Origin of the sequence: Pleomorphomonas sp. JP5, from assembly GCF_023721815.1 — a bacterium.
Taxonomy (GTDB): Bacteria; Pseudomonadota; Alphaproteobacteria; order Rhizobiales; family Pleomorphomonadaceae; genus Pleomorphomonas.
In genome coordinates this window covers 208,247-234,038 of the sequence record NZ_JAMDLI010000007.1, presented here as the reverse complement: position 1 = coordinate 234,038, position 25,792 = coordinate 208,247, and the positions used below count along the sequence as shown (strand labels likewise).

Below are 25,792 nucleotides of genomic sequence, written 5' to 3'. Positions count from 1 at the left end.
GCCCTGGCTTAGAGCTCTGCGCTTCCGGTGCTCACGAACCTTAGAGCGCTGTTCGATCTGACTGAATCAGATCGGCGCTCTAAGCCTTTGTTTCTGAAGCATCATCTTATCGATCCTCGTTTCACTCCGGTCGGATGATGCTCTAAGTTCGCTCCGCTCCGGTTCTCGAACTCGTCGCCATCTGCCGCGCCCCAGCGAATTTCGGCGATGGCGCCCTTTGATTTTGGCGATCTATATCGGCCGATCGCTCTATCCTGCCTGAGGTCCTCGCTTTCGCAAGGATGACAACTTGATAGAAAGGGGCAGATAGCTGGAGTGCGCGCCATACAGGTTGATGTCGCAAGAGAGGCAAGCGTTGCGGATGACAGCGCGATCAAAGGTGTCCTCCACCTAACCGATTGTCCTCCATATATATAGTGCTGTCATCCTTGCGAAAGCGAGGACCTCAGGCAGAAAAGGGTACGGGGCGGATATAGGGCGTCAGCGCAACTATTTCATAGCGGTGGCTTTGGTGCTCTTGGAGTCCATGTGCGCCTGAAGCTGGCGCCACGTCTCGGCGGCGCTTTCCGTCGTTCCCTCGGGGCCGGCCTTCATTACATCATACGTTGCCACCACTTCCTCGCGCAGCCATCTTTCCAAGGCGGCATCCCTGGCGGCGAGGAAGCGCAGCCCATCGCGAATGACTTCGCTTTCCGTGGCGTATTCGCCGGAGCTGACCTTGGCGCGGACCATCTCGGCCATGTCGTGCGGCAGGGTGATACTGAGGGATTTGGTCCTGCGCATGGGATTGATCCTCTTCTGCTCATCCTTCTACCATGCGACGCAGCTAAATCCTGACATGCCGGTACCGCCGTTCAAGGGTGATGACTCGCCCACTTGGCATGGCGCCCCGCCACCGAATCACCTCTGCGACACGCGAATCATCGCCGAATCAAAGATTCTCTTTCGAATCACCCTTGCGGAATCCGTTTGCGCCGCTAAATACACCTTTCCGGGGTTTTTCGGCGGGTCGGCAACGGCCCGCCTGTTCGTCTATGGCCACACCGAACCCGCGCGTTCCCCCAGAACGCCAGGGTTAAGTTGGGCTTAAGGCCTCGCCCCTATTGGTAGCGCACACGATGCGACGGGACCTTTTGGCCTCGTGGCGAGTTGAGCGGGAAGCAGACGCGTGGCGTGACGGCGCCCCGGCGGACGGCGGAGATGACTATGGCAACCAAGGCCACCGAAAACGACGAAGTCCAGGAAACCGGAAACGAAGGTCCGGACGGACCGCTTCTCGACCTCAGCGATGCCGCCGTCAAGCGGATGATCAAGCTCGCCAAGAAGCGCGGCTATGTGACCTATGACGAACTGAACGAAGTGCTGCCGTCGGACCAGAACTCGTCCGACCAGATCGAAGACATCTACGCGATGCTCTCGGACATGGGCATCAACGTCGTCGATTCCGAGGAGGCCGAGGAGTCTCCGGCCGAGGAAGCCGCCAGCGAGGAAGAGGGCGAAGTGGGCGAGGCCACCGGCACCGCCGTCGCCAAGACCACGACGACGCGCGAGCCGACCGACCGCACCGACGACCCGGTGCGCATGTATCTGCGCGAGATGGGTTCGGTGGAGCTTCTGTCGCGCGAGGGCGAAATCGCCATCGCCAAGCGCATCGAGGCCGGCCGCGAGGCGATGATCGCCGGTCTCTGCGAGAGCCCGCTGACCTTCCAGGCCATCATCTTCTGGCGCGACGAGCTCAACGAGGGCAAGATCCTCCTGCGCGACATCATCGACCTTGAAGCCACCTATGCCGGACCGGACGGCAAGGCCGGCGCGCTGCCCTTCGAGGGCGGCGAGGAAGGTGGCGAAGAGGGCGCCGAGGGCGCCGCTGAGGGCGGCGAGCAACCGGCCCGCCCGCGTGGCGAGGATGGCGAGGAACGGCCCGAGGGCGATCTGCCCGAAGGCGAGATGTCCGACGAAGACGACATGGAAAACAACGTGTCGCTGTCGGCCATGGAAGCCGAGCTGAAGCCGAAGGTGCTCGAAACCTTCGACCGCATCGCCGAGAACTTCAAGAAGCTGCGCCGGCTGCAGGAGCAGCACGTCGAGAACCGGCTCAAGAACACCACGCTCAGCCCGTCGCAGGAGCGCCGCTACAAGAAGCTCGAGGAAGAGATCCAGGAAGACGTCAAGTCGCTCTCCCTCAACGCGGCCCGCATCGAGGCGCTGGTCGAGCAGCTCTACGACATCAACAAGAAGCTGATGGGCTACGAGGGCAAGCTCCTCCGCCTCGCCGAAAGCTATGGCGTTGGACGCGAGGACTTCCTGCGCCAGTACCAGGCCTCCGAGCTCGATCCCAACTGGATCCGCCGCGTCGCCTCGCTGTCCTCCAAGGGTTGGAAGGAATTCGTCGCCCGCGAGAAGGAAGACATCCGCGAGCTGCGCCAGACCATCCAGACGCTGTCGTCGGAGACCGGCCTCGAGCCCGGCGAGTTCCGCCGCATCGTCCATCTCGTCCAGAAGGGCGAGAAGGAAGCACGCATCGCCAAGAAGGAAATGGTGGAGGCCAACCTGCGCCTCGTCATTTCCATTGCCAAGAAATACACCAACCGTGGCCTGCAGTTCCTCGACCTGATCCAGGAAGGCAACATCGGCCTGATGAAGGCGGTCGACAAGTTCGAGTACCGGCGGGGTTATAAGTTTTCCACGTACGCTACATGGTGGATCCGGCAGGCGATCACCCGCTCGATCGCCGACCAGGCCCGCACCATCCGCATTCCGGTGCACATGATCGAGACGATCAACAAGATCGTCCGCACCTCGCGCCAGATGCTGCACGAGATCGGCCGCGAGCCGACGCCGGAAGAGCTGGCCGAGAAGCTGGCGATGCCGCTCGAAAAGGTGCGCAAGGTCCTGAAGATCGCCAAGGAGCCGATCTCGCTCGAAACGCCGATCGGCGACGAGGAAGACAGCCACCTCGGCGACTTCATCGAGGACAAGAACGCCATCCTGCCGATCGACGCGGCCATCCAGTCGAACCTGCGCGAGACCACCACGCGCGTGCTCGCCTCGCTGACGCCGCGCGAAGAGCGCGTCTTGCGCATGCGCTTCGGCATCGGCATGAACACCGACCATACGCTGGAAGAAGTCGGCCAGCAGTTCTCGGTGACGCGCGAACGTATCCGCCAGATCGAAGCCAAGGCGCTGCGCAAGCTCAAGCACCCGAGCCGCAGCCGCAAGCTCAGAAGCTTCCTCGACAACTGAGGCAGCCGGCAGGCGAAAGACATTGAGACGGCGGGTCGAAAGGCCCGCCGTTTTCGTATTCAGGGCGTGGTGGTGACGGCCGGGCGCTTCTGGCCGTCGAGCGCCGACGACAGCACGGCGGCGAGGAGGACGAAGCCGAGCACCACCAGCATGGCGCTCCGCAGGCCGAGGGTGTCGCCCAGAAAGCCCAGCATCGGCGGGCCTACGAGGAAGGCCACGTAGCCGACGATGGCGACGATCTTGACGCGGGCGTCGGAGTTCTCGCCGGAATCGCCAGCCGCCGACAGGGCGACGGGGAAGCCGAGCGAGGCACCGATGCCCCAGAGAACCACGGCAAGGCCGGCCACCCACGCGTTGTCGACGAAGATCACCAGGGCAAGGCCGATGGCGCCGGCGATGGCGCTGCCGCGCATCACCGCCTTGCGGCCCCACTTGCGCAGGGGCATGCCGCCGCCGAACCGGCCGGCCGTCATGGCCAGCGCGAAGCCGAGGTAGACCAGCGTGCCCTGGGCCGGATCGAGGCCGTGCTCGTCGACCATCAAGAGCGGCAACCAGTCGCTGGCGGCGCCTTCGGCGAAGGCCATGCCGAGCACGATCAGGCCGATGAACAGCAGCGTCTTGTCGCGGTAGAGCGCGGCGCCGGCCGTCTTTCCCTCGCCCTGCGCGCCGGTCGACGGGGCATGGCGGCCGAGATCGGGCGACAGCTTGGTGATGAAGTAGAACACCGGCGGGAAGCAGATCAGCGACACCAGGGCCATGTGCCAGGCAACGGGAAAGTCGATCGCCGTCATGACGATGCCGATGGAGGCGCCGACGACGGTGCCGAGGCTGAAGCAGCCATGCAGGGCGTGGAGGACCGGTTGCCGCATGACGGCTTCGACATCGGCGCCCTCCATGTTGATGGCAATCTCCGACAGGCCGCCGCCGATGCCGAACACGAACAGGCCGAAGGAGACGAGCGCGGCCAGCGAGGACAGGACGCCGATGGCGACGAAAAACAGCGACGACGAGATCAGCATCATGCCGATCAAGCCCATGGTCCTGGTGCCGAAACGGCTGACGGCGCTACCGGCCAGGAGAATGCCGACCATCGAGCCCAGCGACAGGCCGAAGATGATCAGCCCCATCTCGGCTATCGAGGCGCCGAGGCCGTCGCGGATGGCCGGGGTTCGCGTGACCCACGAAGACAGCGCCAGGCCGGTCAGGAAGAAAAAGACGAAGAGAGCCAGCCGGCGTTGCCCAACCTGGGAAGCCATCTTAGTGTCCTGGGAGGTGAGGGCCCCCATCGGGGGGAGACGATGTGTACATTCTTACATATCGCCTTAGGGACTGTAAACATCGAGCTGGGAACGGCCATGAAACAACCGTCACGGCGGAGATATGATCCCGATCGCCGGAACCGGATCGTCGAGGCTGCGCTCGACGTGATCGAGGTTCACGGCATCGCCGGCGCCACCCACCGCCGGATCGCCGAGGCGGCGGACGTGCCGCTCGGTTCGATGTCCTATCACTTCAACGGGCTGGACGAGGTGTTCGTCGCCGCCTTCAGCCTGCTCGCCGAGACCGTGTCGGCCAAGTTCGTCGAGTTGCTCGACGCCGCCAAGACCAGGGACGAGGCGAGGGAAGCGGTGGTCGAGCTGATCTGCGGCAACGTCTGGGCCACGGAGCGAACCATGCGGCTGAGCTACGAGCTCTACGCCTATTCGATGCGCAACGAGGCGATACGGGCGGTGTTCATCGACTGGATGGCGCGCAGTCGGCGAGCGCTCGAACGCCATTTCAGCCGCCGCACCGCCGATGCGCTCGACACCATCATCGAGGGCGCGACCATCCACAACACCGCCCAGCCCGACACCGTGTCGCGGGAGGTGGTGCGCTGGATGGTGCTGAACCTGACGCGCGAGGACGACCTCGGCTAGGGCAACCCCGGCAAGCGTGGGAGCCGGCCCCGGTGCAGCGAGCATCGTCCGTGCTTCTCCGCCATCGTCGGCCCCGGTCAGGGTCTGCCGACCTCGAACGCGTCGGTGCTCGGCATGGGCGCGGCTTCCTTCAGCATGATCAGCTCGATGCGGCGATTGCCTGAGAGGAAGGGGTCGTCGGGGAACATGGGGTCCTTGTCGGCGACGCCGGTGACCTCGGCGAGGCTGCCCGGCCCGAGGCCGAAGCTGCCAAGGATGCCGGCGGCCGAGATCGCCCGGTCGGCCGAGAGCTGCCAGGCGCCGCCGCCGGCGGTCGCCATGTGGCCGACGGATTCGGTGTGCCCGACGATCCTGAGCCGGCCCGGCATCTGCTGGATGACCGGCGCGATGCGCGACAGGACGATCTTCAGCCGCTCGGTCGGCTCGCGCGATTGCGAGGCGAACATCGGCCGGCCGTCCTGATCGATGATGGAGATATGCAGGCCATCGTCGGCGACCTTGAGGATGATCTGCTTGGAAAGCTCTGCGTAGTCGGGCAGGTCCTGCAGCGCCTGCCGCAGCGACTCCGAAGCGGTGAGATATTCGCGCGGCTTGCTCTCGGCGGCCTTCTCGAACCGGTTGGTGTTCACCTCCGGTCCCTGCTTCTCATACTGATCGTTGAAGTCGTTGGCGAACTCAACCGCATCCGACAGCGACATGGGCTGAACGTTGCGCAGGTACTTGCGCTCCGGCAGGCCGTTCTGCTCGATCATGCCGGCGGGGCGCTGCACCGATTGATAGCCGAAGGCGTCGCGCATCGAGCCTGCCGCCTCGTTGAGCTTCTGTTCGTCCTGGCTGGAGAAGGACACGATCATCACGAACAGCGCCATGAGCAGGCTCATCAGGTCGGCGAAGGTGATGACCCATGGCGCTCCGCCATGGCCGCCTCCTTCGCCGCCGCCGCCACGCTTCTTCTGGGCCATTGGCCACCTACTCCTCAGCCGATGCGCCGTCCCGGAGGCGCCTCCGGGCAGTGCTTTTGGAGAGAAGCTAAACTTGGTCCATTAATAAACCGTACCGTACGGTATGGTTCCTTTTTGCATACCTTGAATCATTTCAACGGCAGGAACAGTTCGGCCACCATCTTGTGTTCCGGAACCTCGGGGAACAGGCCCAACCGCCGGCAGTAGAGCGGGAAGTCGCGGGCTTCCTCGCCGCTCTGCGGCAACCAGTCGCGATAGAGGAACAGCGCGGCGGGTTCGAGGTTGTGGGTGGCGCCGACGACGCGCAACACGGCGCAGCGGCCGCCCGGAATCTCGCCGGCCTTGACGTCCATGCCGTGAGCCTCGATCGGCTGGTCGGTGCCGACGCAGAGGTCGATGCTGTAGTCGGCGGGGTCGGCCGGGCGCCGTTCGGAGCGCCAGACGTTGAAGGTCGGGTTGGTGGCGGGGCTGAGGCCGGCGGCCTTGCGCCAGGCGATGAAGCGCTGGATGGTGGCGCCGAGCATCGCCGGGTCGCCCCGGTGTTCCACGATCGCCACCCTGGTGGTGGGCACGTCGCGGATGGTCACGTCGTCGGGCGTAAAGGTGGTCATGAGCTTGCTCCTTGCGTCGTCGAGTGGCCCGAAGGCCGCAAGCCACGGTTCCCAGTCGGGGGATTTCTGGAAGGACGACGGCGACTGTCCCAGCCGTTGCCGGAAGGCGCGGGCGAAGGCGTCGGGCGCCTCGTAGCCGGCGTCCATGGCGACTTCCGTGACGCTCAGGTTGTCGCCATGGGCCAGCCGGGCGGATGCGCGCCGCATGCGCGCCAGCTGGACGTAGCGATGAACCGAGAGGCCGAATGTGGCCGTGAACTGCCGGTGGAAGTGATATTTCGAGTAGGCGGCGACGGCGCTCAGCGTGTCGAGGTCCAGATCGTCGTCGAGATGCCGGTCTATGTGGTCCAGCACCCGCTGCATCCGGGCATGGTAGGCTTGAAGCGCCGCCTTCATCGTCCTGTCCTCCGTGGCGAGGCCAGCTAGCCTTGCTCGGGCGCGATGCGCTCGACCGATCTTGCGGTTCTCGCCCCTGCCGCCCCCCTGACCAGCGCGGTCAGCCCGGCGACCAGCGCGTCGAACACGGCGCGGCAGCGGGTGTTGGCGCCGAGATCCTCGTGCATTGCCACCCAGGTTTCCATATCCTCGTGGAAGGCGTCGGGCAGCACGCGGACGAGGTCGGGCTCGGCCTCGGCGATGATGGTCTGGCAGATGCCGATGCCGAAGCCGGCGCGGATGGCGGCGAGGTGGGCGATGTTGCTGTCGACCCGCAGGGCGAAGGTCGCCCGTGTGAGCCCCGGATGGCGCTGGGCGAAGGCCCGGATGGCCGGCGTCTCCATGTCATAGCCGATGATGTCGTGGTGCCCGAGATCCTCGGTCGTGGCCGGTGTGCCGCGCCGGGCCAGATAGTCCTTGTGGGCGTGCAGCCCCACCGGAAAGACGCCGACGCGCCGTGCCAGCAGCGCCTGCTGTTCGGGTCGGACCATCCGGATGGCGATGTCGGCCTGCCGCTTGAGGAGATCGTCGACGGCGTTCGACAGCGACAGTTCGATGGTGAGCCGCGGGTAGCGCCGGCGCAGCCGCGTCAGGATGGCCGGCAGGTGGACGATGCCGACCACCTCGCTGGCGGCGATCCGCACCGTGCCGTCCACCTCGCCGCTGCGACCTTCGGCGGTGCGCATGAAGGCGGCGGAGGTGGAGGCCATCAGCTCGGCGAAGGGCCTCAGCTCCAGCGCCGCGTCGGTCGGTGACAGGCCACGCGCGGTGCGCAGGAAGAGCGGGGCGCCCACCGCCTCTTCCAGGGCATCGATGTGGCGGGCGATGCTCGGCTGCGTCAGGCCGAGCGACCGCGCCGCGCCGGACAGCGAGCCCTCGGCGAGTACGGCGTTGAAGGTGCGGTAGAGATCCCAGCTCGGTTCACGGCTCATATATTTCCGTATAGCATATGCATGAGTTTCGACAATTTCGTTTATATGCCCGAGGCGCCATCTTCATCTCATCAGCAGATGGAGATGGAAGATGAACACCAGGATAGCACTCGTTCTCGGCGCCACCGGCGGTATCGGCGGCGAGGTGGCTTCTAGGCTGGCAGCCGGTGGATGGCGGGTCAGGGCGCTCAACCGCAATCCTGACAGGACCGGCAAGGATGCCCCCTTCCAGTGGATCAGGGGCGACGCCATGGTCGCCGCCGATGTGATGAAAGCGGCCGAGGGCGCGGCACTGATCGTCCACGCCGTGAACCCGCCCGGTTATCGCGACTGGGACAAGCTGGTGCTGCCGATGCTCGACAACACCATCGCCGCCGCCGAGGCGAACGGCGCCCGCATCCTCCTGCCCGGCACCGTCTACAACTACGGCCCGGACGCTTTTCCAGTCGTCACCGACGACGCGCCGCAGAACGCCCTGACGCGCAAGGGCCGGATCCGCGTGGAGATGGAGCGACGGCTGAAGGCGGCGGCTTCGCGCGGCAAGGCGACGGTGCTGATCGTACGGGCTGGCGACTTCTTCGGGCCGAGGGCGGCCAACAACTGGTTCAGCCAAGGGCTGGTGAAGGCCGGCAACCGGCCCAAGGCGATCACCTATCCCGGCAAGCGTGGCGTCGGCCACCAGTGGGCCTACCTGCCCGACATGGCGGAGGCCATGGCGCGGCTCGTCGAGCATGCCGGTCTCGACGACTTCGCGAGCTTCAACTTCGGCGGCCATTGGGATGGCGACGGCACGGCGATGACCGAGGCGATCCGCCACGCCCTCGACGATCCGTTCCTGCCGGTGAAGGGCATGCCCTGGTGGCTGATGCGGCTCGCCGCGCCCTTCGTGCCGTTCCTCAGGGAGGTGATGGAGATGCGCTATCTCTGGACGGTGCTGGTGCGGCTCGACAACGCCAAGCTGATGGCCATTCTGGGGGGCGAGCCACATACGCCGCTTGACGAGGCGGTGCGAGCGACACTCATCGGGGTGGGGTGCCTCGGAAGCGAGGAGACCCCTTCGGGCATCAGCCGGGCTAGAGCCTTTCTGGCAAGTCCTGGTTCGCCGGAAAGGCTCTAACTATCTGTTTCTCCGCAACTTCGTCGCAAAACCTGTTCCCGCTTCCGCTGGGGTTGCCCAAGGTTGTCTCGGGTCTGAGCCGGATGAACTTCGAGGCGGGAGGGCGGCACGGGGCGGGGGGAGAGGACCCCGTGCCGTCACGTCCGCCAGCGGGCCGAGGGGAGATCTGCCCACCGCGCGGCCGGGCGTGCGGGCCGTTTACTTCTCCCGCAGGCCGTAGTGCTCGATCTTCTCGAGAACCTTGTGGATTTCCGCGTCGCTGAGGCAGGGCGGATTGTCCGTCACCTGGAGGAGGCCGACATACATCTTGGCAAGCGTCTCGACCTCCACGGCCAGCCACATGGCCTTGGCCAGACTCGCGCCGGTGGCGATCATGCCGTGGTGGCGCAGCAGGATCGCCTTGCGCGTCCTGAGGCCCGCCTCGACATAGTCCGAAAGCTCCTGGGTGCCGTAAGTCGCGTATTCGACCACCGGGATGTCGGTGCCCCCGGCGGTGGCGATCATGTAGTGGATGGCCGGAATCGGCTTGTTGAGAATGGAGATGATGGCCGAGTTGAGCGCGTGATTGTGGACGACCGCGTTGGCGTCCGGGCGGGCCCGGTAGGAAGCCAGGTGGAAGCGCCACTCGCTCGACGGCACCTTGTCGTCGTCATACTTGCCGTCGTTGCTGACGAAGACCAGCTCGTCGGGTTGCATCTGGTCGTAGTCGATGCCCGACGGGGTGATCAGCATGCCGCCATCGATGCGCACGCTGATGTTGCCGGAGGTGCCCTGATTGAGCCCCTTGGCGTTCATCTCCTGACAGGCCCGTATCACGCTTTTTCGCAATGCGACGTTGGCGTCCATTTTCGTCTTCTCCAGTCCAGTTCGTTGTCTGCTGGCTCACTCGTTTACGGGGGCGGTCGAGCTGTTCGGGTCTAGTGCCCGTTTATGCCCGTTTGGTTCCGTATATGCCCCCTTTAGCACGCGACATATCGGTCTACAATAGGTAGTCCGGTCATCTGCGGTCACGATGGAGGCTGCATTGCAGCAAGGCGGAACTGTCAGGGAAAGCCTATAGCTGTGTTTGTAATTTGCTGATTTTATGGTATTTTCTATATCGATCGCGCCGGTTGATCGATCTGGTCGCGACGAAAGTCTCATCGAAGGGAGAAAAAAACAAGTGCGCTCCCACGACTCTTGGCCTAAAAGGAGACGACCGAATATGACTGTTTATGTTTGGTTTTGCTGGATTGAAGGGTTCGTATCGTGCTCTTTGGCCGCCTGAGGGAAATCGTCAATCGCGTCGACCATCTGGGGTCGGTGGTCGTCACCGATCTTGCCGAGCAGTTCGACGTGTCGGTGGAGACCATCCGCCGCGATTTGCGGACGCTCGAAGAGTCCGGCTATCTGCGCCGCACCCACGGGGGCGCCGTGTCGCTGCTGGAGACCGGGGTCGAGGCGCTGGCTTTCGGGTCGCGCAAGCAGGAAAACCTTGGCGCCAAGAAGGTCATCGCCCAGTCGGCGGTCAAGCTGATCCGCGACGGCGACGTTCTGATGATGGATCAGAGTTCGAGCGCCTGGTACCTGGCGCAGTCCCTGCCGGACATCAACCTGACCATCATCACCAACTCCGTGCGGATCGTCTTCGACTTCGTCCAGCGGCCGAAGATCAAGGTCATCTCCGTCGGTGGCGAGTATTTCGAAAGGTACGGCGCCTTCCTCGGCGCGATCACCATCAGCAACATTCTCGGCTTTCACGCCGACATCTGCTTCCACTCCTGCGCCGCCTTCCAGGAGGGCGAGGGAGCCTGGGACAACAACGAGCTCAACGCCGCGGTCAAGAAGGCGATGCTCCGCCGCAGCAAGAGCAACGTGCTGCTCTGCGACAAGAGCAAGTTCAACCACACCGGCTTCGCCCTGGTGAACCCGGTCGACCGCATCGATTGCATGATTACCGAGGAGGGGGTGACGGGCGAGGTTCGCCGCGGCGCCGACTCCCCGCGCAAGGAACCGCGGCGCGGGCTCTAGGCCCCTGCCGATCGAGTGGAAACAAGGTCGGTGACGGAGCGCCACGGTGGCGGTCCGGTCGCCGGCTCGCTGATGGCACATGCTGCCGCAGGTGCCGCCAGCGTCAGACCCGGTGAGATCATGTCACAGGATGTCGTCATCGTTCTGGATTGCGGAAGCACCAACCTGAGGGCCATGGCGGTCGACGGGCAAGGCCGCATCGTCGCCCGGTCCAGCGAGAAGAGCGGCACCGAGCCCGATCCGGAGCAAAAGGACTGGCACTACTGGCCCTTCGAGGGGCTCTACGATAAATTGTGCCGCTGCGCGCGCGACGTCGCCTCCCAGATCGATGTCGCCTCGGTGCGCGCCCTCACCGTCACCACCTTCGGCGGCGACGGCAGCTTCCTCGATGCCGACGGGCGCATGCTGTTCCCGGTCATCAGCTGGAAATGCACGCGGACGCTGGAATCGCAGCGGCACATGAACCGCTACATCGATCCCGATCTCGTCGTGCAGATCAGCGGTGTCGGCCATTTCTCCTTCAACACGCTGAACAAGTTCATCTGGTTCCGCGAGCACCGGCCCGACCTGTTCGACACGGCGAAGCACTTCGTCTTCGTGAGCTCGCTGTTCACCCATCGGCTGACCGGACGGCTTACCAACGACGCCACGCTGGTCGGCACCTCCCAGATGACCGATCTGAAGAGGCAGGATTTCAGCGACGTCATTCTCTCCGCCGTCGGCGTGGACCGGTCGTTGTTCCCGGCGCTGGTCTTTCCCGGCGAGGTCATCGGGCCGCTCCTGGCGGACGCCGCCGATGCGCTGGGCCTGCCGGCGGGCGTTCCGGTCGTCTCGGCCGGGCACGACACGCAGTTCGCCATCTTCGGGGCCGGCGCGGCGCCCAACCGTCCGGTCCTGTCGTCGGGCACCTGGGAGATCCTGATGGCCCGGTGCGCCAGCATCGCCATCCCGCCGACGGGCGCCATCGACGACGCCTTCACCTGCGAATGGGACGTGCTGAGGGGGCACTACAATCCGGGCTTCCAGTATGTCGCCTCGGCCGTCATCGAGTGGATCGGCCGCAACATGTACGGGGAGCTTTCCGGCAGCGCCAAATACGAGGCCATGATCGCCGAGGCCAAGGCCTCGCCGGCCGACTGCCGCGGCGTCACCATCGACCCGGACATGCTGGTCGGCAAGGGCGCCATCGCCAACCTGTCGCTGGATGTCGACCGGGGAACCCTGTTCCGGGCGACGCTGGTCGGCCTGGCGGGGCGGCTCAAGCACGGGCTCGGGGTGCTGGAGACGGTCGGCGGCTTCAAGGCGGACGAGCTGACGCTGGTCGGCGGAGGTACGCGCAACCAGCTCTGGACGCAGATCAAGGCCGATACGCTCGGCATTCCGGTTCGCACGCTGGAAGAGCCGGAGATCACCGTGCTCGGCGCCGCGATGTTCGCCCTGAAGGGCGCCGGCATCTACGCGTCGGCGGAGGAGGCGCGCGAGGCGTTCCGGCTCGACTGCCGCTACACGCAGCCGGGCGCGCCTGCATAGGGTGCCGGTGGCGGGGAGGGATTGGAGCAACCTGCCAGTGGTTTCAAGATGTGTTTGCCCGTCGGTCGGGTCGTTATCGGGAGGCTTTCGTATTCGTTCGCATATCTATCCGGCCGATGGGGAAAAAGAAGCGTCGCGTTTCGCTTCTGAGGGTCTGGAACAGGCTGATAAACATAAAAGATGGAGGAAAACATGAAAAAGAGTTTTCTGCTTCTTGCCGCCAGCGCCATCGCTACTCTTGGCATGACGTTCACGGCCAGTGCCGAGGGCGCGACGATCGGTGTCGTCGTCAAGATCGGCGGCATTCCCTGGTTCAACGCCATGGAGGATGGCATCAAGAAGCGGGCGGCCGAGCTCGGCGTCGAGGCCGAGATGATCGGTCCGGTCTCGGCCGATCCTGCCTTGCAGGTGCAGGCCATCGAAGATCTCATCGCCAAGGGGGTGAAGGTCATCGGCGTGGTGCCGAATGACGAATCCGCGCTCGAGCCCGTGCTGAAGAAGGCGCGGGACGCCGGCATCAAGGTGATCGCCCACGAAGGGCCGAACCTCAACAACGTCGACTGGGACTTCGAGCTCGCGTCGACCAAGGGTCTGGGCGAGGCCCATGCCAAGCTCCTGGCCAAGACGATCGGCGACACCGGCAAGTATGCCGTCTACGTCGGCTCGCTGACGGTGCCGCTGCACAACGCCTGGGCCGATGCCGCCATCGCCTGGCTGAAGGCGGAAAAGCCCGGAATCCAGATGATCGGCGAACGCTACGGCGTCGGCGAGAACGTCGATGCCGCCCGGTCGACGGCGCTCGACCTGATCGCTGCCAATCCGGACCTGACGGGCTTCCTGGCGTTCGGCAGCCAGGGGCCGATCGGCGCCGCCCGCGCCGTCGAGGAGCGCCGCAAGATCGGCGACATCGCCGTGGTCGGCATCTTCTCGCCCGGCCAGGGGCAGAAGCTGGTCCATGAGGGCGCCCTCACCGGTGGCTACATGTGGAGCCCGGCGCAGGCCGGCGAGGTGTTCGTGACGCTCGGCAAGATGCTGGCCGAGGGTGAAGAGGTGAAGGACGGCGCGGACATCCCGGGCCTCGGCGTCGTGCATCCCAACTTCGAGACGCGCGACATCATCACCGACAACATCCTGGAGATCAACAAGGACTCCATCGACGCACTGGCCGATCAGGGTCTCTGATTTCCCCTGCACGTGCCTGACCGAAACGGCGCCGGGGCGCGGATCCTTCCTCGACCTCGCCCCGGCGAGCTTCCACTCAGGTTTTAGGCCAAGGCGCGCGGGCGGCCCGACGGCACTCGCGCGCCGGTCATGAGGCTCATCACGATGACGGATGCCAATACGGAGCGCTTTGCGCTGCGCCTCAAGGGCATATCGAAGACCTTTGGCGGTTTGCAGGCGCTCGACGACGTGGATTTCGAGGTTCGCGCCGGTGAGGTCCATTGCCTCGCCGGGGAGAACGGCTCGGGCAAGTCGACGCTGATCAAGATCATCACCGGCGTCTACCAGCCGCAGAAGGCGGAGCTGTTCGAGCTGTTCGGCGAGGCGGTCCGGTCGATCTCGCCCACCGGCGCGCGCAATCGCGGCGTTTCGGTGATCTGGCAGGATCTGGCGCTGTTCAGTCACATGAGCGTCAGGGAGAACATCTGCTTCGACGACATGGTCGGCCTGACGCCGAAGGGCGTCCATTACGGCGAGATGGACAGGAAGGCGCGCGCCGTGCTCGAACGGCTGGGCGTTCCCCTCGAACTCGACATCCCGCTCGAGGCGCTGTCGATCGCCCGGCGGCAGATCGTCGCCATCGCCCGGGCGCTGATGAACGACGCCCGGCTCATTTTCATGGACGAGCCGACGGCCTCGCTGTCGAGGTCGGAGACCGACCATCTGCTCGACATCGTGCGCAAGCTCTCGGCCGACGGCGTCGCCGTGGTGTTCGTCAGCCACCGCCTTGCCGAGGTCCTGGAAATCGCTTCGCGGGTGACCGTGCTGCGCGATGGCCGGCTGGTCGGCGTCTACGATTGCGCCGACATGACGCAGGTGCGGCTCGGCGAGCTGATGACCGGCCAGCTGATCGAGAACAAGGTGGTGGCGCGCGACCGCGTCGACGCCCCGAAAGTCATGGAGGTGCGCGGACTGAGCCGCGCCGGGGAGTTCGAGAACGTCTCCTTCGACCTGCACGCCGGCGAGGTGCTGGGCCTGATCGGCCTGATCGGCGCCGGGCGGACCGAGCTGGCCCACGTGCTGATGGGCATGCGCGCCCCGACGGCCGGCGACATGCGCGTCGAGGGGCGACCGTTCCGTCCCTCCTCGATCCGCGACGCCATCCGGCAGGGCCTCGCCTACGTGTCCGAGGACCGGCTGTCGCTGGGGCTTCTGCAGAAGCAGCCCATCGAGGACAACACCGTCATCTCGGTGCTTCACAAGCTGCTGACGCGGTTGCCGCTCTTGTCGATGCGCAAGCGCGACGCCCTGGTTCGGAGCTGGGTCGACAAGTTGGGCGTCAAGATCGGCCGCCCGAGCGACCTGATCTCCACCCTGTCGGGCGGGAACCAGCAGAAGATCGTGCTGGCCAAGTGGCTGGCGACCGAACCGAAGCTCCTGATCCTCGACAGCCCGACGGTCGGCGTCGACATCGGGGCGCGCGCCGGCATCTTCCGCATCGTGCGCAGCCTGGCCGACAGCGGGCTGGCCATCCTGCTGATTTCCGACGAGGCGACCGAGGTGATGTTCAACTCCGACCGCATCCTCCACATGGCCGAAGGCCAGATCGTCGCCGAGTACGATCCGCGCAAGATGACGGTTCCGGAGCTCGAGGAGCGGGTCTATGCATAACCTTCTCAACAACAGGAAGACCGAGATCCGCCTCGGCATCGTGCTTCTGGCGATGATCGTCGGCCTGTCCCTGGGATCCGACTCGTTCTTCACCCTCAACAACCTGACGTCCCTGCTCAACAACAACGCCATCAACCTGATCTGGGCGGTCGGCTTGCTGGTCGTGCTGATCGCCGGCGGCATCGACATCTCGTTCGCCGTCGCCTCGTCGGTGGTTCAGTATCTTGCCGTGCAGGTTCTCCGTCAGATCGGCGGGGGCGACTGGGTGACCGGCATTGTGGTCTGCGGCGTGATCGGCATCGCGCTCGGCCTCGTCAACATGTTCTTCATCTACCGGTTCCGCATCGTCTCGATCGTCGTCACCATCGCCACCTACAACGCCTACTTCGGCCTGTTGATGTTCTTCTCCAAGGGGCGGAACATCTACAATCTGCCGGACTGGCTGACCGACCGCGTCGTGATGTTCGAATACGAGGCGGCCGATGGCACGTGGTCGGAACTCACGCTCGCGGTGGGGGCGATGGTGGTCTGCGTGGTCGCCACCTGGCTTCTCATCCAGCGCACCAACCTCGGGCGCCAGCTCTATGCCTTCGGCGACAATCCCGAGGGCGCCCGTCGCGCCGGCGTCAATGTCGCGGCCATGCAGGCGCTGGCCTTCGGCTGGATGGGGCTGATGGCCGGCATCGCCGGGCTCATGCAGGCCAACATCGTCAAGGAGGTGGTTCCGAACGCGCTCATCGGACGCGAGATGGACGTGCTCGCGGCCATCGTGCTCGGCGGCGCCCGCCTCGGCGGCGGCAAGGGCACGGTGCTCGGTTGCGTCCTGGGCGTCATGTTCGTCGCCGTCACCCAGAATGGTCTCAACCTGCTCGGCGTTTCGCCCTTCGCGTTCAAGATGATCATCGGCGGCGCGATCCTGGTGGCCATCTCGACATCCAACATCGATTTCGCCGATCTCTTCCGTCGTCGGCAGGAGGCTGCAAAGTGAAGACTAGCCTGGGCACCATCCGCTCGGGGCTCGGCACCGACACGTCGAGCCTGATCGCCCTGCTGATCGTCGTCGTTCTGGGCTTCAGCATCGCCAGTCCGCAGTTCATGACGGCGGCCAACCTCGGCTCCATGGGCTTCCAGATGCCGCTGCTCGGCCTCTTGACGCTGGCCATGCTGGCGCCGATCATCTCCGGCGGCTTCAACCTCGCGGTCACCTACACCGCCAACATGTCCGGGCTGACGCTCGCCTGGGTCCTGTTGCAGTTCGGCGGCAAGGACGCGGGCGTCGGCGCGCTGGTTCTCGGCTGCCTCGCCGCCATCGCCGTCGGCATGCTGGCCGGCGCGATCATCGGCTTCGTCGTCGCCTATGTCGGCGCCCACCCCATCCTGGTGTCGCTGGCGATGATGATCTTCCTGCGCGGGCTCGGCGAGTTCCTGACAAGGGGTGGCGACATCTCCGGCGTGCCCGACTACATGCGCGTGCTCGGACACGAGACGCTGATCGGCATTCCGGTTCCGCTGCTGCTGTTCGGCGCGGTGGCCATCGTCTGGCACATCCTGCTCAGGCGGACGCAACACGGCTTCTCCGTCACCATGACCGGGTCGAACCAGATGGCGGCGGAGTATTCGGGCCTGCACACCAAGCGGACGCTGGTGCTGCTCTACACCCTGTCGGGGCTGCTCTGCGCCATCGCCGGCATCCTGATGCTGGCGCGGTTCAACTCGGTGCGCGTCGGCCACGGGGAGGCGCTGCTCTTGGTCACCGTGCTCGCCTGCTTCCTCGGCGGCGTCGATCCGTTCGGCGGCTACGGGCGGGTCGTTCCGGTGGTCGTCTCGCTGGTCATCCTGCAGATCCTGTCGTCGGGTCTCAACCTGATCGGCGCCAACCAGCACATGGCGACGGCCGTGTGGGGCCTGTTCCTGATCGCCGTCATGGTGCTGCGGTCCGAGCAGGTGAAAATGGTGCTGGGCTTCTTCAAGAAGAGCTGAGGGGGCGGCGGATCCCCCCGCCCCTCGGGGAGTCCTTCTCGTTGTCGCCGAGCCTCAGTTTCCCTGCGGGGCTGTGGGGCGAATGTCCTCGAGCCGGTCGGCGGCGGGGGCGCGCGCGGCGAGCCGGCGCAATCGCTCGCAGCCGATGAAAATGACCGGCGTGATGTAGAGGGTGAGGAACTGGCTGACCACGAGGCCGCCGACGACGGCGACGCCGAGGGGTTGGCGCAGTTCGGCGCTGGCGCCGTGGCCGATGGCGATCGGCAGCGTGCCGAGCAGGGCGCAGAAGGTGGTCATCATGATCGGGCGGAAGCGGCGCGTCGCCGCCTCGTGGATGGCGTCCCTGGCCTTGGCGCCGTCCTCTCGCATCAGCTGCAGCGCCACGTCGACCATCATGATGGCGTTCTTCTTGACGATGCCGATCAGCATCAGGATGCCGATCAGCGCGATGATGGAGAGGTCCATGCCGGTGAGCTTGAGGGCAAGGAGGGCGCCGAGGGCGGCCGACGGCAGGCCCGACAGGATGGTCAGCGGGTGGATGAAGCTCTCGTAGAGTACGCCGAGCACCACGTAGATGGTGAGGATGGCGGCGAGGATCAAAAGCGGCGTGTTGGCCGTCGAGTCGGCGAACACCTGCGCCGTGCCGGCAAACGAGGTGAACACCGTCGACGGCAGGCCGATCTCCTGCTTGAGGGTCTCGATGCGGGTGGTGGCGGTGCCGAGCGACACGCCCTGCGGCAGGTTGAAGGACACGGTGATCGAGGTGAGCTGGCCCGTCTGGTTGACGGTGACGGGGCCGGCCTTCCGCTCCACCGAGGCGAAGGCGGTGAGCGGCACCAGCGCGCCGGTGGTGCTGGAACGGACGCGCAGCTCCGACAGGCGGTCGTTGCTCCAGGCAAGGTCGGAATCGTACTCGAGGATCACCGAGTAGCTGTCGCCGGTCGACTGGATGTCGGCCACCGACTGCTCGCCGAAGCCCTCGCCCAGCGTCTTGCGCAGCGTCGCGGCGTTGATGCCGAGGCTTTCCGCCCGGTCGCGGTCGATGACGATGCGGGCCTGCAACGCGTTGTTCTGCAAGTCGGTGGCGACGTCGGTGAAGGTGGCGGGCTCCCCGGCCATGGCCTCGCGCAGTCGTTCGGCCCAGTCGCCGAGTTCAGTGGCGTCGAGCGACTGCACGACGAGCTGGTACTGGCTCTGGCTGGAGCGGCCGCCGAGGCGCAGGCTCTGCGAGGGGGTGACGAAGCTCTGGAGACCGACGATGCGGCCGAGCGACTGGCGCAGCCGGCCGACCACCACGTCCATGGCGTCGCGCTCGTCACGAGGCTTCAGCTGCACGTTCATGTTGCCGGAGTTGAGCTGCGAGGTGCCGACCCGGGCGTTGACGTGGGCGATGGCCGGGTCGCGGGCAACGACGTCGGCCGCTTGCCTCTGCAGCATGGCCATGGCGTCGTAGGAAATGTCCTGCCGGGCCTGGGTGGAGATGGAGAGCTGGCCGATGTCCTCCTGCGGCAGGAAGCTCTTGGGCAGGTCGGAGAATAGCCAGGCGGAACCGGCGAAGGTGGCGAGGAAGACCACCGCCACGGGCAGCGGGTGGCCGAGCGTCCAGCCGACGCTCTTCGAGTAGCCGGCGAGCACCCGCGCGAAACCGGCGTCGAACAGGCCGGCGAGGCTGTAGCGGGCCGGCGGCTTGCCGATGCCGGCCGGCAGGCGGGCAGCCAGCGTTGGCGTCACGGTGAGGGAGACCAGCGCCGAGGCGGTGATGGCCAACGACACCACCATGCCGAATTCGGTGAACAGGCGACCGACGACGCCGCCCATCAAGAGGATGGGCAGGAAGACGGCGATCAGCGACAGCGACATGGAAATGATGGTGGAGGTGACCTCGGCGGCGCCCTTGAAGGCGGCGGCCATCGGCTTCTCGCCCCTTTCGATGTGGTGGACGATGTTCTCCAGCATGACGATGGCGTCGTCGACGACGAGGCCGACCGACAGCGTCAGGGCGAGCAGCGACATGTTGTCGATGGAATAGCCGAGCACGTACATCGCCCCGAAGGCGATCAGGATGGACAGCGGCACGGCGATGGCCGGGATGGCGGTGGTCAGAAGCTTGCCGAGGAACAGGTAGATCACCAGGATCACGAGGCCGATGGTGAGCAGCAGCGTGAACTGCACGTCGGCGACGGCGGCGCGGATCGGCGCCGAGTTGTCGTTCATCAGCGACACGCTGACCGAGGCCGGCAACTGGGCGGTGATGGCCGGCAGGGCCGCCTTGATGGCGTCGACCACCTCGACCGTGTTGGCGTCGGGCTGGCGCTGAACGGCCAGGGTGATGGCGCGCGTGCCATCGTACCAACTGGCGGAGTTGCGGTTCTCGACGCTGTCGGTGACGGTGGAGACGTCGCCGAGGCGCACCGGGCCGGCGGAGTTGGATGCGACGATCAGTGTGCGGAAGCCATCGGCCGAGGTCAGCTGGGTCGGTGCGTCGAGCGTGATGGTCTGCGCGGCGTTGCCCATGCTGCCGACCGGCGCCTGGTTGTTGGCGTTGGCGATAGCGGTGGCGAGCTGGTCGAGGCCGATGCCGCGGGCGGCGAGGCGGTCGGGATCGGCCTCGACGCGGACGGCGTATTTCTGCGAGCCGAAGATCTGCGCCTGGGCGACGCCGCTGATGGTGGAGATGGCCGGCGACAGCACGTTCTGGGTCAGAGAGTCGAGCTCGGTGAGCGGCACCGTCGGCGAGGTGATCGACAACAGCAGGATCGGCATGTCGGCCGGGTTGACCTTCCGGTAGCTCGGGTCGGAGGTCATGTTGTCGGGCAGGCGGCGGCGCGCCGAGTCGATCGCCGACTGCACGTCTGCGGCGGCGCTGTCGATGTCGCGCGTGAGCTCGAACTGCAAGGTGATGGAGGTGGAGCCGAGCGACGACCGGGCGGAGATGGTATCGATGCCGGAAATCGTCTGGAACTGCTTGATCAGCGGTGTCGCCACCGCCGTCGCCATGGTTTCCGGCGAGGCGCCGGAGAGCTGGGCCGACACGGTGATGGTGGGGAAATCGACGCGCGGCAGGGCGGCCACCGGCAACAGCCGATAGGCGAAGAAGCCGGCGAGCGACAGGCCGAGCGCCAGGAGGATGGCGGCTACCGGCCGCCGGATGAACAGGGCCGGGAGGCTCATCATTTCGCCCCCGCCGTGTTGGTCGGCTTGTCCGCGCCGGGCTTGCCGTTGGCGGCCTCAGCCGAGGTGTCGATCACCTTCATGCCATCGGCAAGGCGCACCTGTCCTTCCACCACCACCCGGTCTCCGGCGTTTATGCCCGAGGACAGGCCGGAGCGGTCGCCGACGGAAAGCGCGACCGTCACCGGTTTCGCGGCCACCGTTCCATCGGCGCCGACGACGTAGACGATGCTGCCCTGCTGCGTCGCCTGCAAGGCCACCGTCGGCACCGCCACCACCGGCATCGAGCCGATGGCCGCCTCGACGGCGATCGACTGGCCCGGCACCAGCCTGTCGGCGACGTCGTGAAGCGTCGCCCGTGCGAGGAAGGTGCCGGATGCGGCGTCGACGGCATCGTCGACGAAATCCACGGTGCCGGTGAAGGCATCGGTGGCGCCGAGCGGGGTGACGGACACCTCGATCGGCTGGCCTGCGGCGCGCGCCGATCGGACCAGGGCGGCGTCGCTTTCGGAAAGCGAGAAGCTCGCATAGAGCGGGTCGAGCCGGGTCAGGCGGACGATGGCCGTGCCCGGCTGCACGAGGCTGCCTTCCACGACGCCGACAGCACCGAGGCGGCCGTCGAACGGGGCGCGGATGGTCTTCTGGTCGAGGGTGACGAGGTCGGATTTCAGCGTTGCCTGGTCGACGGCCACCGTCGCCTCGGCGGTCTTGACGGCGGCGTCGGCGTCTTCCAGCGACTGCTGCGACACCGCTTCGTTGCTGAGAAGCTTCTGCTGCCGGGCGGCGGTTTCCCGGGCATGGTCGAGTGTGGCCTGATCGCGGGCGAGCGCAGCCCGGTCCTTCTCGACGTTTGCCTCGGCGATGCGGCTGTCGAGGCGAACCAGCACGTCGCCGGCCTTCACGTCGGCGCCGTCGGCCACCAGAATGTCGGTGACGAGGCCCGAAGTCTCGGTCGTCACGGTGAGGTTGGCCGGCGAGGCGATGGCGCCGATGGTGCGGCGTTCGATCGGCATGTCCTCCGCTGTTGCCGCCACGGTGGCGACGCGCGTCGGGGTGGCGCCACGGCGTTTGCCGGAGGTGGCTGGCGCGGCCTGTCCATCGCCCGGGTCAACGGGCGTCGCGGTGGGCGACACGGCTGCGAACGCGCTGGAAACGTATGGCGTGGTGACGGCGACGAGGCCGTCGCGCCAGTAGAGGCCGGCCGCCGCAGTGGCGGCCAGAATGATTCCAAGCGTTCTTTTCATCGCCGATGGTCCGTTTCGTCTTGTCGGTCTGGAACGAGCCGCACACCGTTGTGGCGGGTGTCGCCAGCCTATGTCGACTTTGGTCGATGAGTGACGAAACAACTGTGGCAAATCATGGAAATCGCCGTCGGTGTTACACATTGATGCAATTTCGTTGGCGGGGAACAAGCGGTCGTCGTGATCGCCCGGCGTCACCGGAAGTTCCCGCTGTCTCGATACCGACGAGTTGGTATGCGGTTTTGCAAGGAGACGAGGCGAGTTCAGGCTGGCCGCGAAGATGGGTGCCCGCTCGAAGCTGCGGGATGCCGCGCTGTCGGTGATCCGGCACAAGGGCTATTCGGCGTCGCCGCCTCCGACCACTGGTCGGAGACCAACTCGGCGCTGTTTGCCGAGGCGGCCTATCACCGACATGCCGACCCGCTCGACACCGGGGTCTCGCCTGGGGTCTCGCCTATGTCGACTTCCGCAAGGGCCTCATCACCGGCGGCATGACGAGGGGCGCTGCCCAGGACGGTCGCCCGCCGCCTTGCCCTTCCGCCTTCGCGGCCTTATTGCTGGGGGAACGCGAAACGGAGGAAGCTCATGTCGTTCCTGAAGAAACTGTTCGGCCTCGGTGGCGGTGCGCCGGCGGCGGATAAGCCGGCCGAAACGCAGGACTACAAGGGCTTCAAGATCGCCGCGACGCCGTTCAAGGATGGCGGGCAGTGGCAGCTCTGCGGCGTCGTCAGCCTGGAAGAGGATGGCGTGACCCGCGAGCACCGCTTCATCCGCGCCGACAAGTTCTCCGACGCCGACCAGGCCAAGGAGATGGCCTTCGAGAAGGGCCGGCTGATCGTGGATCAGCTCGGCAAGTCCGTCTTCGAGTAGGAGACGGTTCGGTCATTCGGCTCTGGCGGGCGGCTGGCCCCCCAGAGCATTTTCTCAATCATCCTTGGTTGTTGCCTTTGGGCGGCTCCACCGCTTCCGCCTTCATGCGGAGCCGGTGGCGCTGGGCCTTGACGCGGTTGCCGCAGGAATCCATGGCGCACCAGCGCCGCTTCTGCGATCGGCTGGTATCGAGGAAGACGCCACCGCAGGGATCGGCCTCGCACATGCGCAGCGTGCCGGCGTGCGGCAGGGCCAGGAAGGCGCCGATGGCGAGCGCCGCACGCGCCAGCGGCAGCGCCATGTCCGCACCGGCGAGCGCCTCGGCCGGCAATCCGGAGACGGCGAGGTCCGGCGGGCCCAGCGCGGTCGTCACCATGCGGCGCAAGGCCTCGGACGGCTGATGGGTGGGGTTCAACGCGCGCGTCGCCTCGCCGAGATGGATCTTCCAGCTGTCCCGAAGGCGGACGGTGGCCGAGAAGACGTCGGCCGCCTGCAAGGGCATGACCCCTTCGGCCTCCCTCAGACGAGCGCCTTCCCCCTCCGACAACAGGCCGGCGACGACGGCCCAATCGACCAGCGCCGGATAACCGGTCAGGAAGTCGATCTCCCGGCCGTCGCGCCAGTGGCGTGTGTTGGCGAAATCGAGCGCCGCGTCGCCGCCCAGCATCCTGAGCCGCCCCAGTTCCGAATAGTAGGCCGCGTCGTCCATTGATCGCTTCTGTGACATCATGTAACCTTTTATGGGGTTACTTCATCCCCGTTTCGCGTCTTCGCCAGTGTTGCACCCAAATTTGCCGAGGGGAACCATGCGACGCATACCGTTGTTTTCGACCGTCATCGGGCTGCTTGTGGCGCTGGCCGGTCCGGTCGCCGCCTTCGAGCCGAGCGATATCTACACGTCCCAGGTGGTGGTGAGCGGGCAGGGCGAGGCCAACCGCCTGACCGGCTTCGGCATCTGCCTCGAACGGGTGCTGACGCGCGTCACCGGCGACGCCGCGCTGGCGGGCAAGCCGGAGGCTCGGGCGGCGATGGCGCGGGCGGCCGACTATGTGGCCGCCTATTCCTATCGCGACCGCCTCGAAGGCCGGCCCATCCACGACGAGCAGGGCACCTACGACCGGCCGCACAACCTCACCTGCCGTTTCAAGGCTGGGCCGCTCGATGGGCTGATCGCCGATCTCGGCGGCAAGCCGTGGCTGATGCGCCGGCCGGTGCTCGCCGTGTTCCTCGACGTCGAAAAGCCGGCGGCCCGCTACACGGTGGCCGCCAACAACGAGCGCGACCTCGCCATGCGCCAGTCGTTCGGCAACGCCTCCAACCTGATCGCCCTCGACGTGGTGTTCCCGCCGGAGACGGCGGCGCTCAACCTCGATCCCGCCCATCTCGATCCGGCGTCGCCGGTGCTGAAGCAGGCGGCCGAGGCGGCGGGCGGCGACCTGCCACTCGCCGGCAGGCTCGTCTGGAGCGATGCCGATCATGGCTGGGTGGCCGACTGGGCGCTTGAGACGGGTGGGGCGGTTCATCGCTGGTCGGTGCGCGGCGTCAGCTTCGACGATGCCTTCCGCGTGGCGCTCAAGGGCGCGGCCCGGATCCTGTCGGGGAGTGGCGAGCCGCTGTGAGCCGGTTGTTGCGCGGAGTAGGTGGTTTGGCTTAGAACCGCTTCACGCGCTAACAATTCCGGGTCGGAAAATCATGTCGGACGAGCCGCATGGCGAACTCACCATCCGCACCATCGCCATGCCGGCGGACACCAACGCCAATGGCGACATCTTCGGCGGCTGGCTGATGAGCCAGATGGATTCGGCCGGCGGCATGGCGGCGGTGCAGCGCTGCGGCGGCCGGGTGGTGACGGTGGCCGTCAACGCCATGGTGTTCCACCGGCCGGTGAAGGTGGGCGACATTCTCTGCGTCTACACCGACATCGTCCGCGTCGGCCGCAGCTCCATGCACATCCGCATCGAGGTCTGGGTGCGCCGCTTCATCACCGACCAGCACGAGAAGGTGACCGAGGGCGAGTTCACCTATGTGGCGATCGACGAGAACGGCCGCTCCCGGCCGGTCGATCCGGTGGCCTGACGGCAAAACGGCGAGCCCCGCGAGGCTCGCCGAATGAAGTTTCTTGTCCGCGCGGGGGCTTATTTTGTGGCCGGCTCGATTTCCCACGTCATGTGAACGGTGGCGCGGATGTCCTGCTGGCCGGCCATGAAGGGCACGGCTTCGGCCTGCGTCGTCATCTTGGCCATCATCATCGGCACCGGCGGGGTGTCGGCGCCGCCCTCGGAGATCGAGAGGATGCGCTTCAGCGTGAAGCCGCCGGTCTTGGCGTAGAGCTCGGCGCGGGTTTCCAGCGTCTTCATCGCCTCGACGCGCGCTTCGTCCATCAGGCTGTCCTGGTTGTCGACGGTGAAGCTGACGCCGCGCACGTCGTTGGCGCCGACGCGGATCACCTTGTCGAGGAGGCCGCCGGCCTGGGTGATGTCGCGCAGCTTGACGGTGACGGCGTTGGAGACACGGTAGCCGGTGATCTTCGGCGCGTCCTGCGAGCCGTCGTCCTTCTGCGGCGGGTAGACCATCACCGGGTCGATGGCGAAGGAGGAGGTGGCGATGTCCTTGTCGTCGACGCCGGCTTCCTTGAGGGCGGCGAGCGTTTCCTGCATCGCCTTGTTGTTGGCCGATAGCGCCTCGTCGGCGGTGTCGGCCTGCTTGACCACGCCGAGCGAGACGATCGCCATGTCGGGCGCGGCGCTGACCACGCCGTCGGCCGAGAGCGTCAGCGTCGCCGTCGCCGGATCGGCGGCAAGCGCGGCGGCGGGCAGCAGCACCAGGCCGGTGGCAACAAGGAGCGGGCGGGAAAAGGCGATCATCGTCGGTCTCTCCGTCGTCTTCTTTGGGGGCGTGGCCCCGAGGGCAGAATCGGTCGGGGCAAAGCCCCTCGGCTG

At 66.1% G+C, this 25,792-nt stretch carries 22 protein-coding genes; 12 read left to right on the top strand and 10 right to left on the bottom strand.

Annotated elements, in window-relative coordinates; translation table 11 throughout:
• Positions 1-489: 489 nt before the first annotated feature.
• Positions 490-783: a type II toxin-antitoxin system ParD family antitoxin gene (locus M4J40_RS08100; RefSeq protein ID WP_251753529.1), complete on the bottom strand. Its 294-nt coding sequence runs from the start codon at positions 781-783 to the stop codon at positions 490-492.
• A 423-nt stretch (positions 784-1,206) separates the two neighbouring features.
• Here M4J40_RS08100 and rpoD point away from each other — a divergent pair, with 423 nt between their 5' ends.
• Positions 1,207-3,243 (top strand): RNA polymerase sigma factor RpoD, encoded by a 2,037-nt coding sequence (gene rpoD / locus M4J40_RS08095; RefSeq protein WP_251753528.1) that lies wholly within the window; start codon positions 1,207-1,209, stop codon positions 3,241-3,243.
• A gap of 59 nt (positions 3,244-3,302) precedes the next feature.
• Here the strand turns inward: rpoD and M4J40_RS08090 are convergent, their stop codons facing one another.
• Positions 3,303-4,499 carry an MFS transporter gene (locus M4J40_RS08090; protein WP_251753526.1) on the bottom strand — a complete coding sequence of 399 codons (1,197 nt, stop codon included), beginning with the start codon at positions 4,497-4,499 and terminating at the stop codon, positions 3,303-3,305.
• A 99-nt stretch (positions 4,500-4,598) separates the two neighbouring features.
• Here M4J40_RS08090 and M4J40_RS08085 point away from each other — a divergent pair, with 99 nt between their 5' ends.
• On the top strand, positions 4,599-5,162 hold the full coding sequence (locus M4J40_RS08085; RefSeq protein WP_251753524.1) for a TetR/AcrR family transcriptional regulator: 564 nt from the start codon (positions 4,599-4,601) through the stop codon (positions 5,160-5,162).
• A 77-nt stretch (positions 5,163-5,239) separates the two neighbouring features.
• On the opposite strand, the gene M4J40_RS08080 is transcribed toward M4J40_RS08085, so the two are convergent.
• The 3 genes from M4J40_RS08080 to M4J40_RS08070 form a co-directional block, all read right to left on the bottom strand.
• The gene (locus M4J40_RS08080; protein WP_251753523.1) at positions 5,240-6,124 is read right to left on the bottom strand and encodes a flagellar motor protein MotB; all 885 of its coding nucleotides are present in this window, start codon (positions 6,122-6,124) and stop codon (positions 5,240-5,242) included.
• A 128-nt stretch (positions 6,125-6,252) separates the two neighbouring features.
• A complete protein-coding gene (locus tag M4J40_RS08075; protein ID WP_251753521.1) occupies positions 6,253-7,131 on the bottom strand; it encodes a GyrI-like domain-containing protein in 879 nt (292 codons plus the stop codon).
• A 26-nt stretch (positions 7,132-7,157) separates the two neighbouring features.
• Positions 7,158-8,102 carry a LysR family transcriptional regulator gene (locus M4J40_RS08070; RefSeq protein WP_251753519.1) on the bottom strand — a complete coding sequence of 315 codons (945 nt, stop codon included), beginning with the start codon at positions 8,100-8,102 and terminating at the stop codon, positions 7,158-7,160.
• A gap of 91 nt (positions 8,103-8,193) precedes the next feature.
• Here M4J40_RS08070 and M4J40_RS08065 point away from each other — a divergent pair, with 91 nt between their 5' ends.
• Positions 8,194-9,219: an NAD-dependent epimerase/dehydratase family protein gene (locus M4J40_RS08065; RefSeq protein ID WP_251753517.1), complete on the top strand. Its 1,026-nt coding sequence runs from the start codon at positions 8,194-8,196 to the stop codon at positions 9,217-9,219.
• A gap of 198 nt (positions 9,220-9,417) precedes the next feature.
• Here the strand turns inward: M4J40_RS08065 and M4J40_RS08060 are convergent, their stop codons facing one another.
• Positions 9,418-10,065 (bottom strand): L-fuculose-phosphate aldolase, encoded by a 648-nt coding sequence (locus tag M4J40_RS08060; protein WP_251753515.1) that lies wholly within the window; start codon positions 10,063-10,065, stop codon positions 9,418-9,420.
• Between the two features lie 402 nt (positions 10,066-10,467).
• Here M4J40_RS08060 and M4J40_RS08055 point away from each other — a divergent pair, with 402 nt between their 5' ends.
• From M4J40_RS08055 to M4J40_RS08030, 6 genes are all read left to right on the top strand, one after another.
• On the top strand, positions 10,468-11,229 hold the full coding sequence (locus M4J40_RS08055; RefSeq protein ID WP_251753513.1) for a DeoR family transcriptional regulator: 762 nt from the start codon (positions 10,468-10,470) through the stop codon (positions 11,227-11,229).
• A gap of 30 nt (positions 11,230-11,259) precedes the next feature.
• Positions 11,260-12,759 carry an L-fuculokinase gene (fucK, locus tag M4J40_RS08050; protein WP_251753511.1) on the top strand — a complete coding sequence of 500 codons (1,500 nt, stop codon included), beginning with the start codon at positions 11,260-11,262 and terminating at the stop codon, positions 12,757-12,759.
• Positions 12,760-12,951: 192 nt separating this feature from the next.
• The gene (locus tag M4J40_RS08045) at positions 12,952-13,941 is read left to right on the top strand and encodes a substrate-binding domain-containing protein (RefSeq protein ID WP_251753509.1); all 990 of its coding nucleotides are present in this window, start codon (positions 12,952-12,954) and stop codon (positions 13,939-13,941) included.
• A gap of 144 nt (positions 13,942-14,085) precedes the next feature.
• Positions 14,086-15,591, top strand: a complete 1,506-nt coding sequence (locus tag M4J40_RS08040) for a sugar ABC transporter ATP-binding protein (RefSeq protein WP_405030728.1) — start codon at positions 14,086-14,088, stop codon at positions 15,589-15,591.
• Complete coding sequence (locus M4J40_RS08035; RefSeq protein ID WP_251753505.1) at positions 15,584-16,579, top strand: ABC transporter permease; 996 nt, start codon at positions 15,584-15,586, stop codon at positions 16,577-16,579. Before M4J40_RS08040 ends, M4J40_RS08035 begins: the two co-directional genes overlap by 8 nt.
• Positions 16,576-17,571 (top strand): ABC transporter permease, encoded by a 996-nt coding sequence (locus M4J40_RS08030; RefSeq protein WP_405030727.1) that lies wholly within the window; start codon positions 16,576-16,578, stop codon positions 17,569-17,571. Before M4J40_RS08035 ends, M4J40_RS08030 begins: the two co-directional genes overlap by 4 nt.
• A 54-nt stretch (positions 17,572-17,625) precedes the next feature.
• On the opposite strand, the gene M4J40_RS08025 is transcribed toward M4J40_RS08030, so the two are convergent.
• Positions 17,626-20,742, bottom strand: a complete 3,117-nt coding sequence (locus M4J40_RS08025) for an efflux RND transporter permease subunit (protein WP_251754243.1) — start codon at positions 20,740-20,742, stop codon at positions 17,626-17,628.
• The gene (locus tag M4J40_RS08020; protein WP_251753503.1) at positions 20,742-21,986 is read right to left on the bottom strand and encodes an efflux RND transporter periplasmic adaptor subunit; all 1,245 of its coding nucleotides are present in this window, start codon (positions 21,984-21,986) and stop codon (positions 20,742-20,744) included. Before M4J40_RS08020 ends, M4J40_RS08025 begins: the two co-directional genes overlap by 1 nt.
• A 582-nt stretch (positions 21,987-22,568) precedes the next feature.
• Here M4J40_RS08020 and M4J40_RS08015 point away from each other — a divergent pair.
• Entirely contained in the window at positions 22,569-22,853 is a 285-nt protein-coding gene (locus M4J40_RS08015) for an HlyU family transcriptional regulator (protein ID WP_251753501.1), read from the top strand.
• A gap of 58 nt (positions 22,854-22,911) precedes the next feature.
• Here the strand turns inward: M4J40_RS08015 and M4J40_RS08010 are convergent, their stop codons facing one another.
• Positions 22,912-23,562 carry a CGNR zinc finger domain-containing protein gene (locus M4J40_RS08010; protein WP_251753499.1) on the bottom strand — a complete coding sequence of 217 codons (651 nt, stop codon included), beginning with the start codon at positions 23,560-23,562 and terminating at the stop codon, positions 22,912-22,914.
• Positions 23,563-23,659: 97 nt separating this feature from the next.
• Between M4J40_RS08010 and M4J40_RS08005 the strand changes: the two genes are divergently transcribed.
• Together M4J40_RS08005 and M4J40_RS08000 are read left to right on the top strand one after the other, a co-directional pair.
• Positions 23,660-24,472 (top strand): DUF2066 domain-containing protein, encoded by an 813-nt coding sequence (locus tag M4J40_RS08005; RefSeq protein WP_251753497.1) that lies wholly within the window; start codon positions 23,660-23,662, stop codon positions 24,470-24,472.
• A 73-nt stretch (positions 24,473-24,545) separates the two neighbouring features.
• A complete protein-coding gene (locus M4J40_RS08000) occupies positions 24,546-24,929 on the top strand; it encodes an acyl-CoA thioesterase (protein WP_251729992.1) in 384 nt (127 codons plus the stop codon).
• A gap of 59 nt (positions 24,930-24,988) precedes the next feature.
• Here M4J40_RS08000 and M4J40_RS07995 read toward each other — a convergent pair whose 3' ends face one another.
• Positions 24,989-25,717 carry an SIMPL domain-containing protein gene (locus tag M4J40_RS07995; protein ID WP_251753495.1) on the bottom strand — a complete coding sequence of 243 codons (729 nt, stop codon included), beginning with the start codon at positions 25,715-25,717 and terminating at the stop codon, positions 24,989-24,991.
• Positions 25,718-25,792 lie beyond the last annotated feature (75 nt).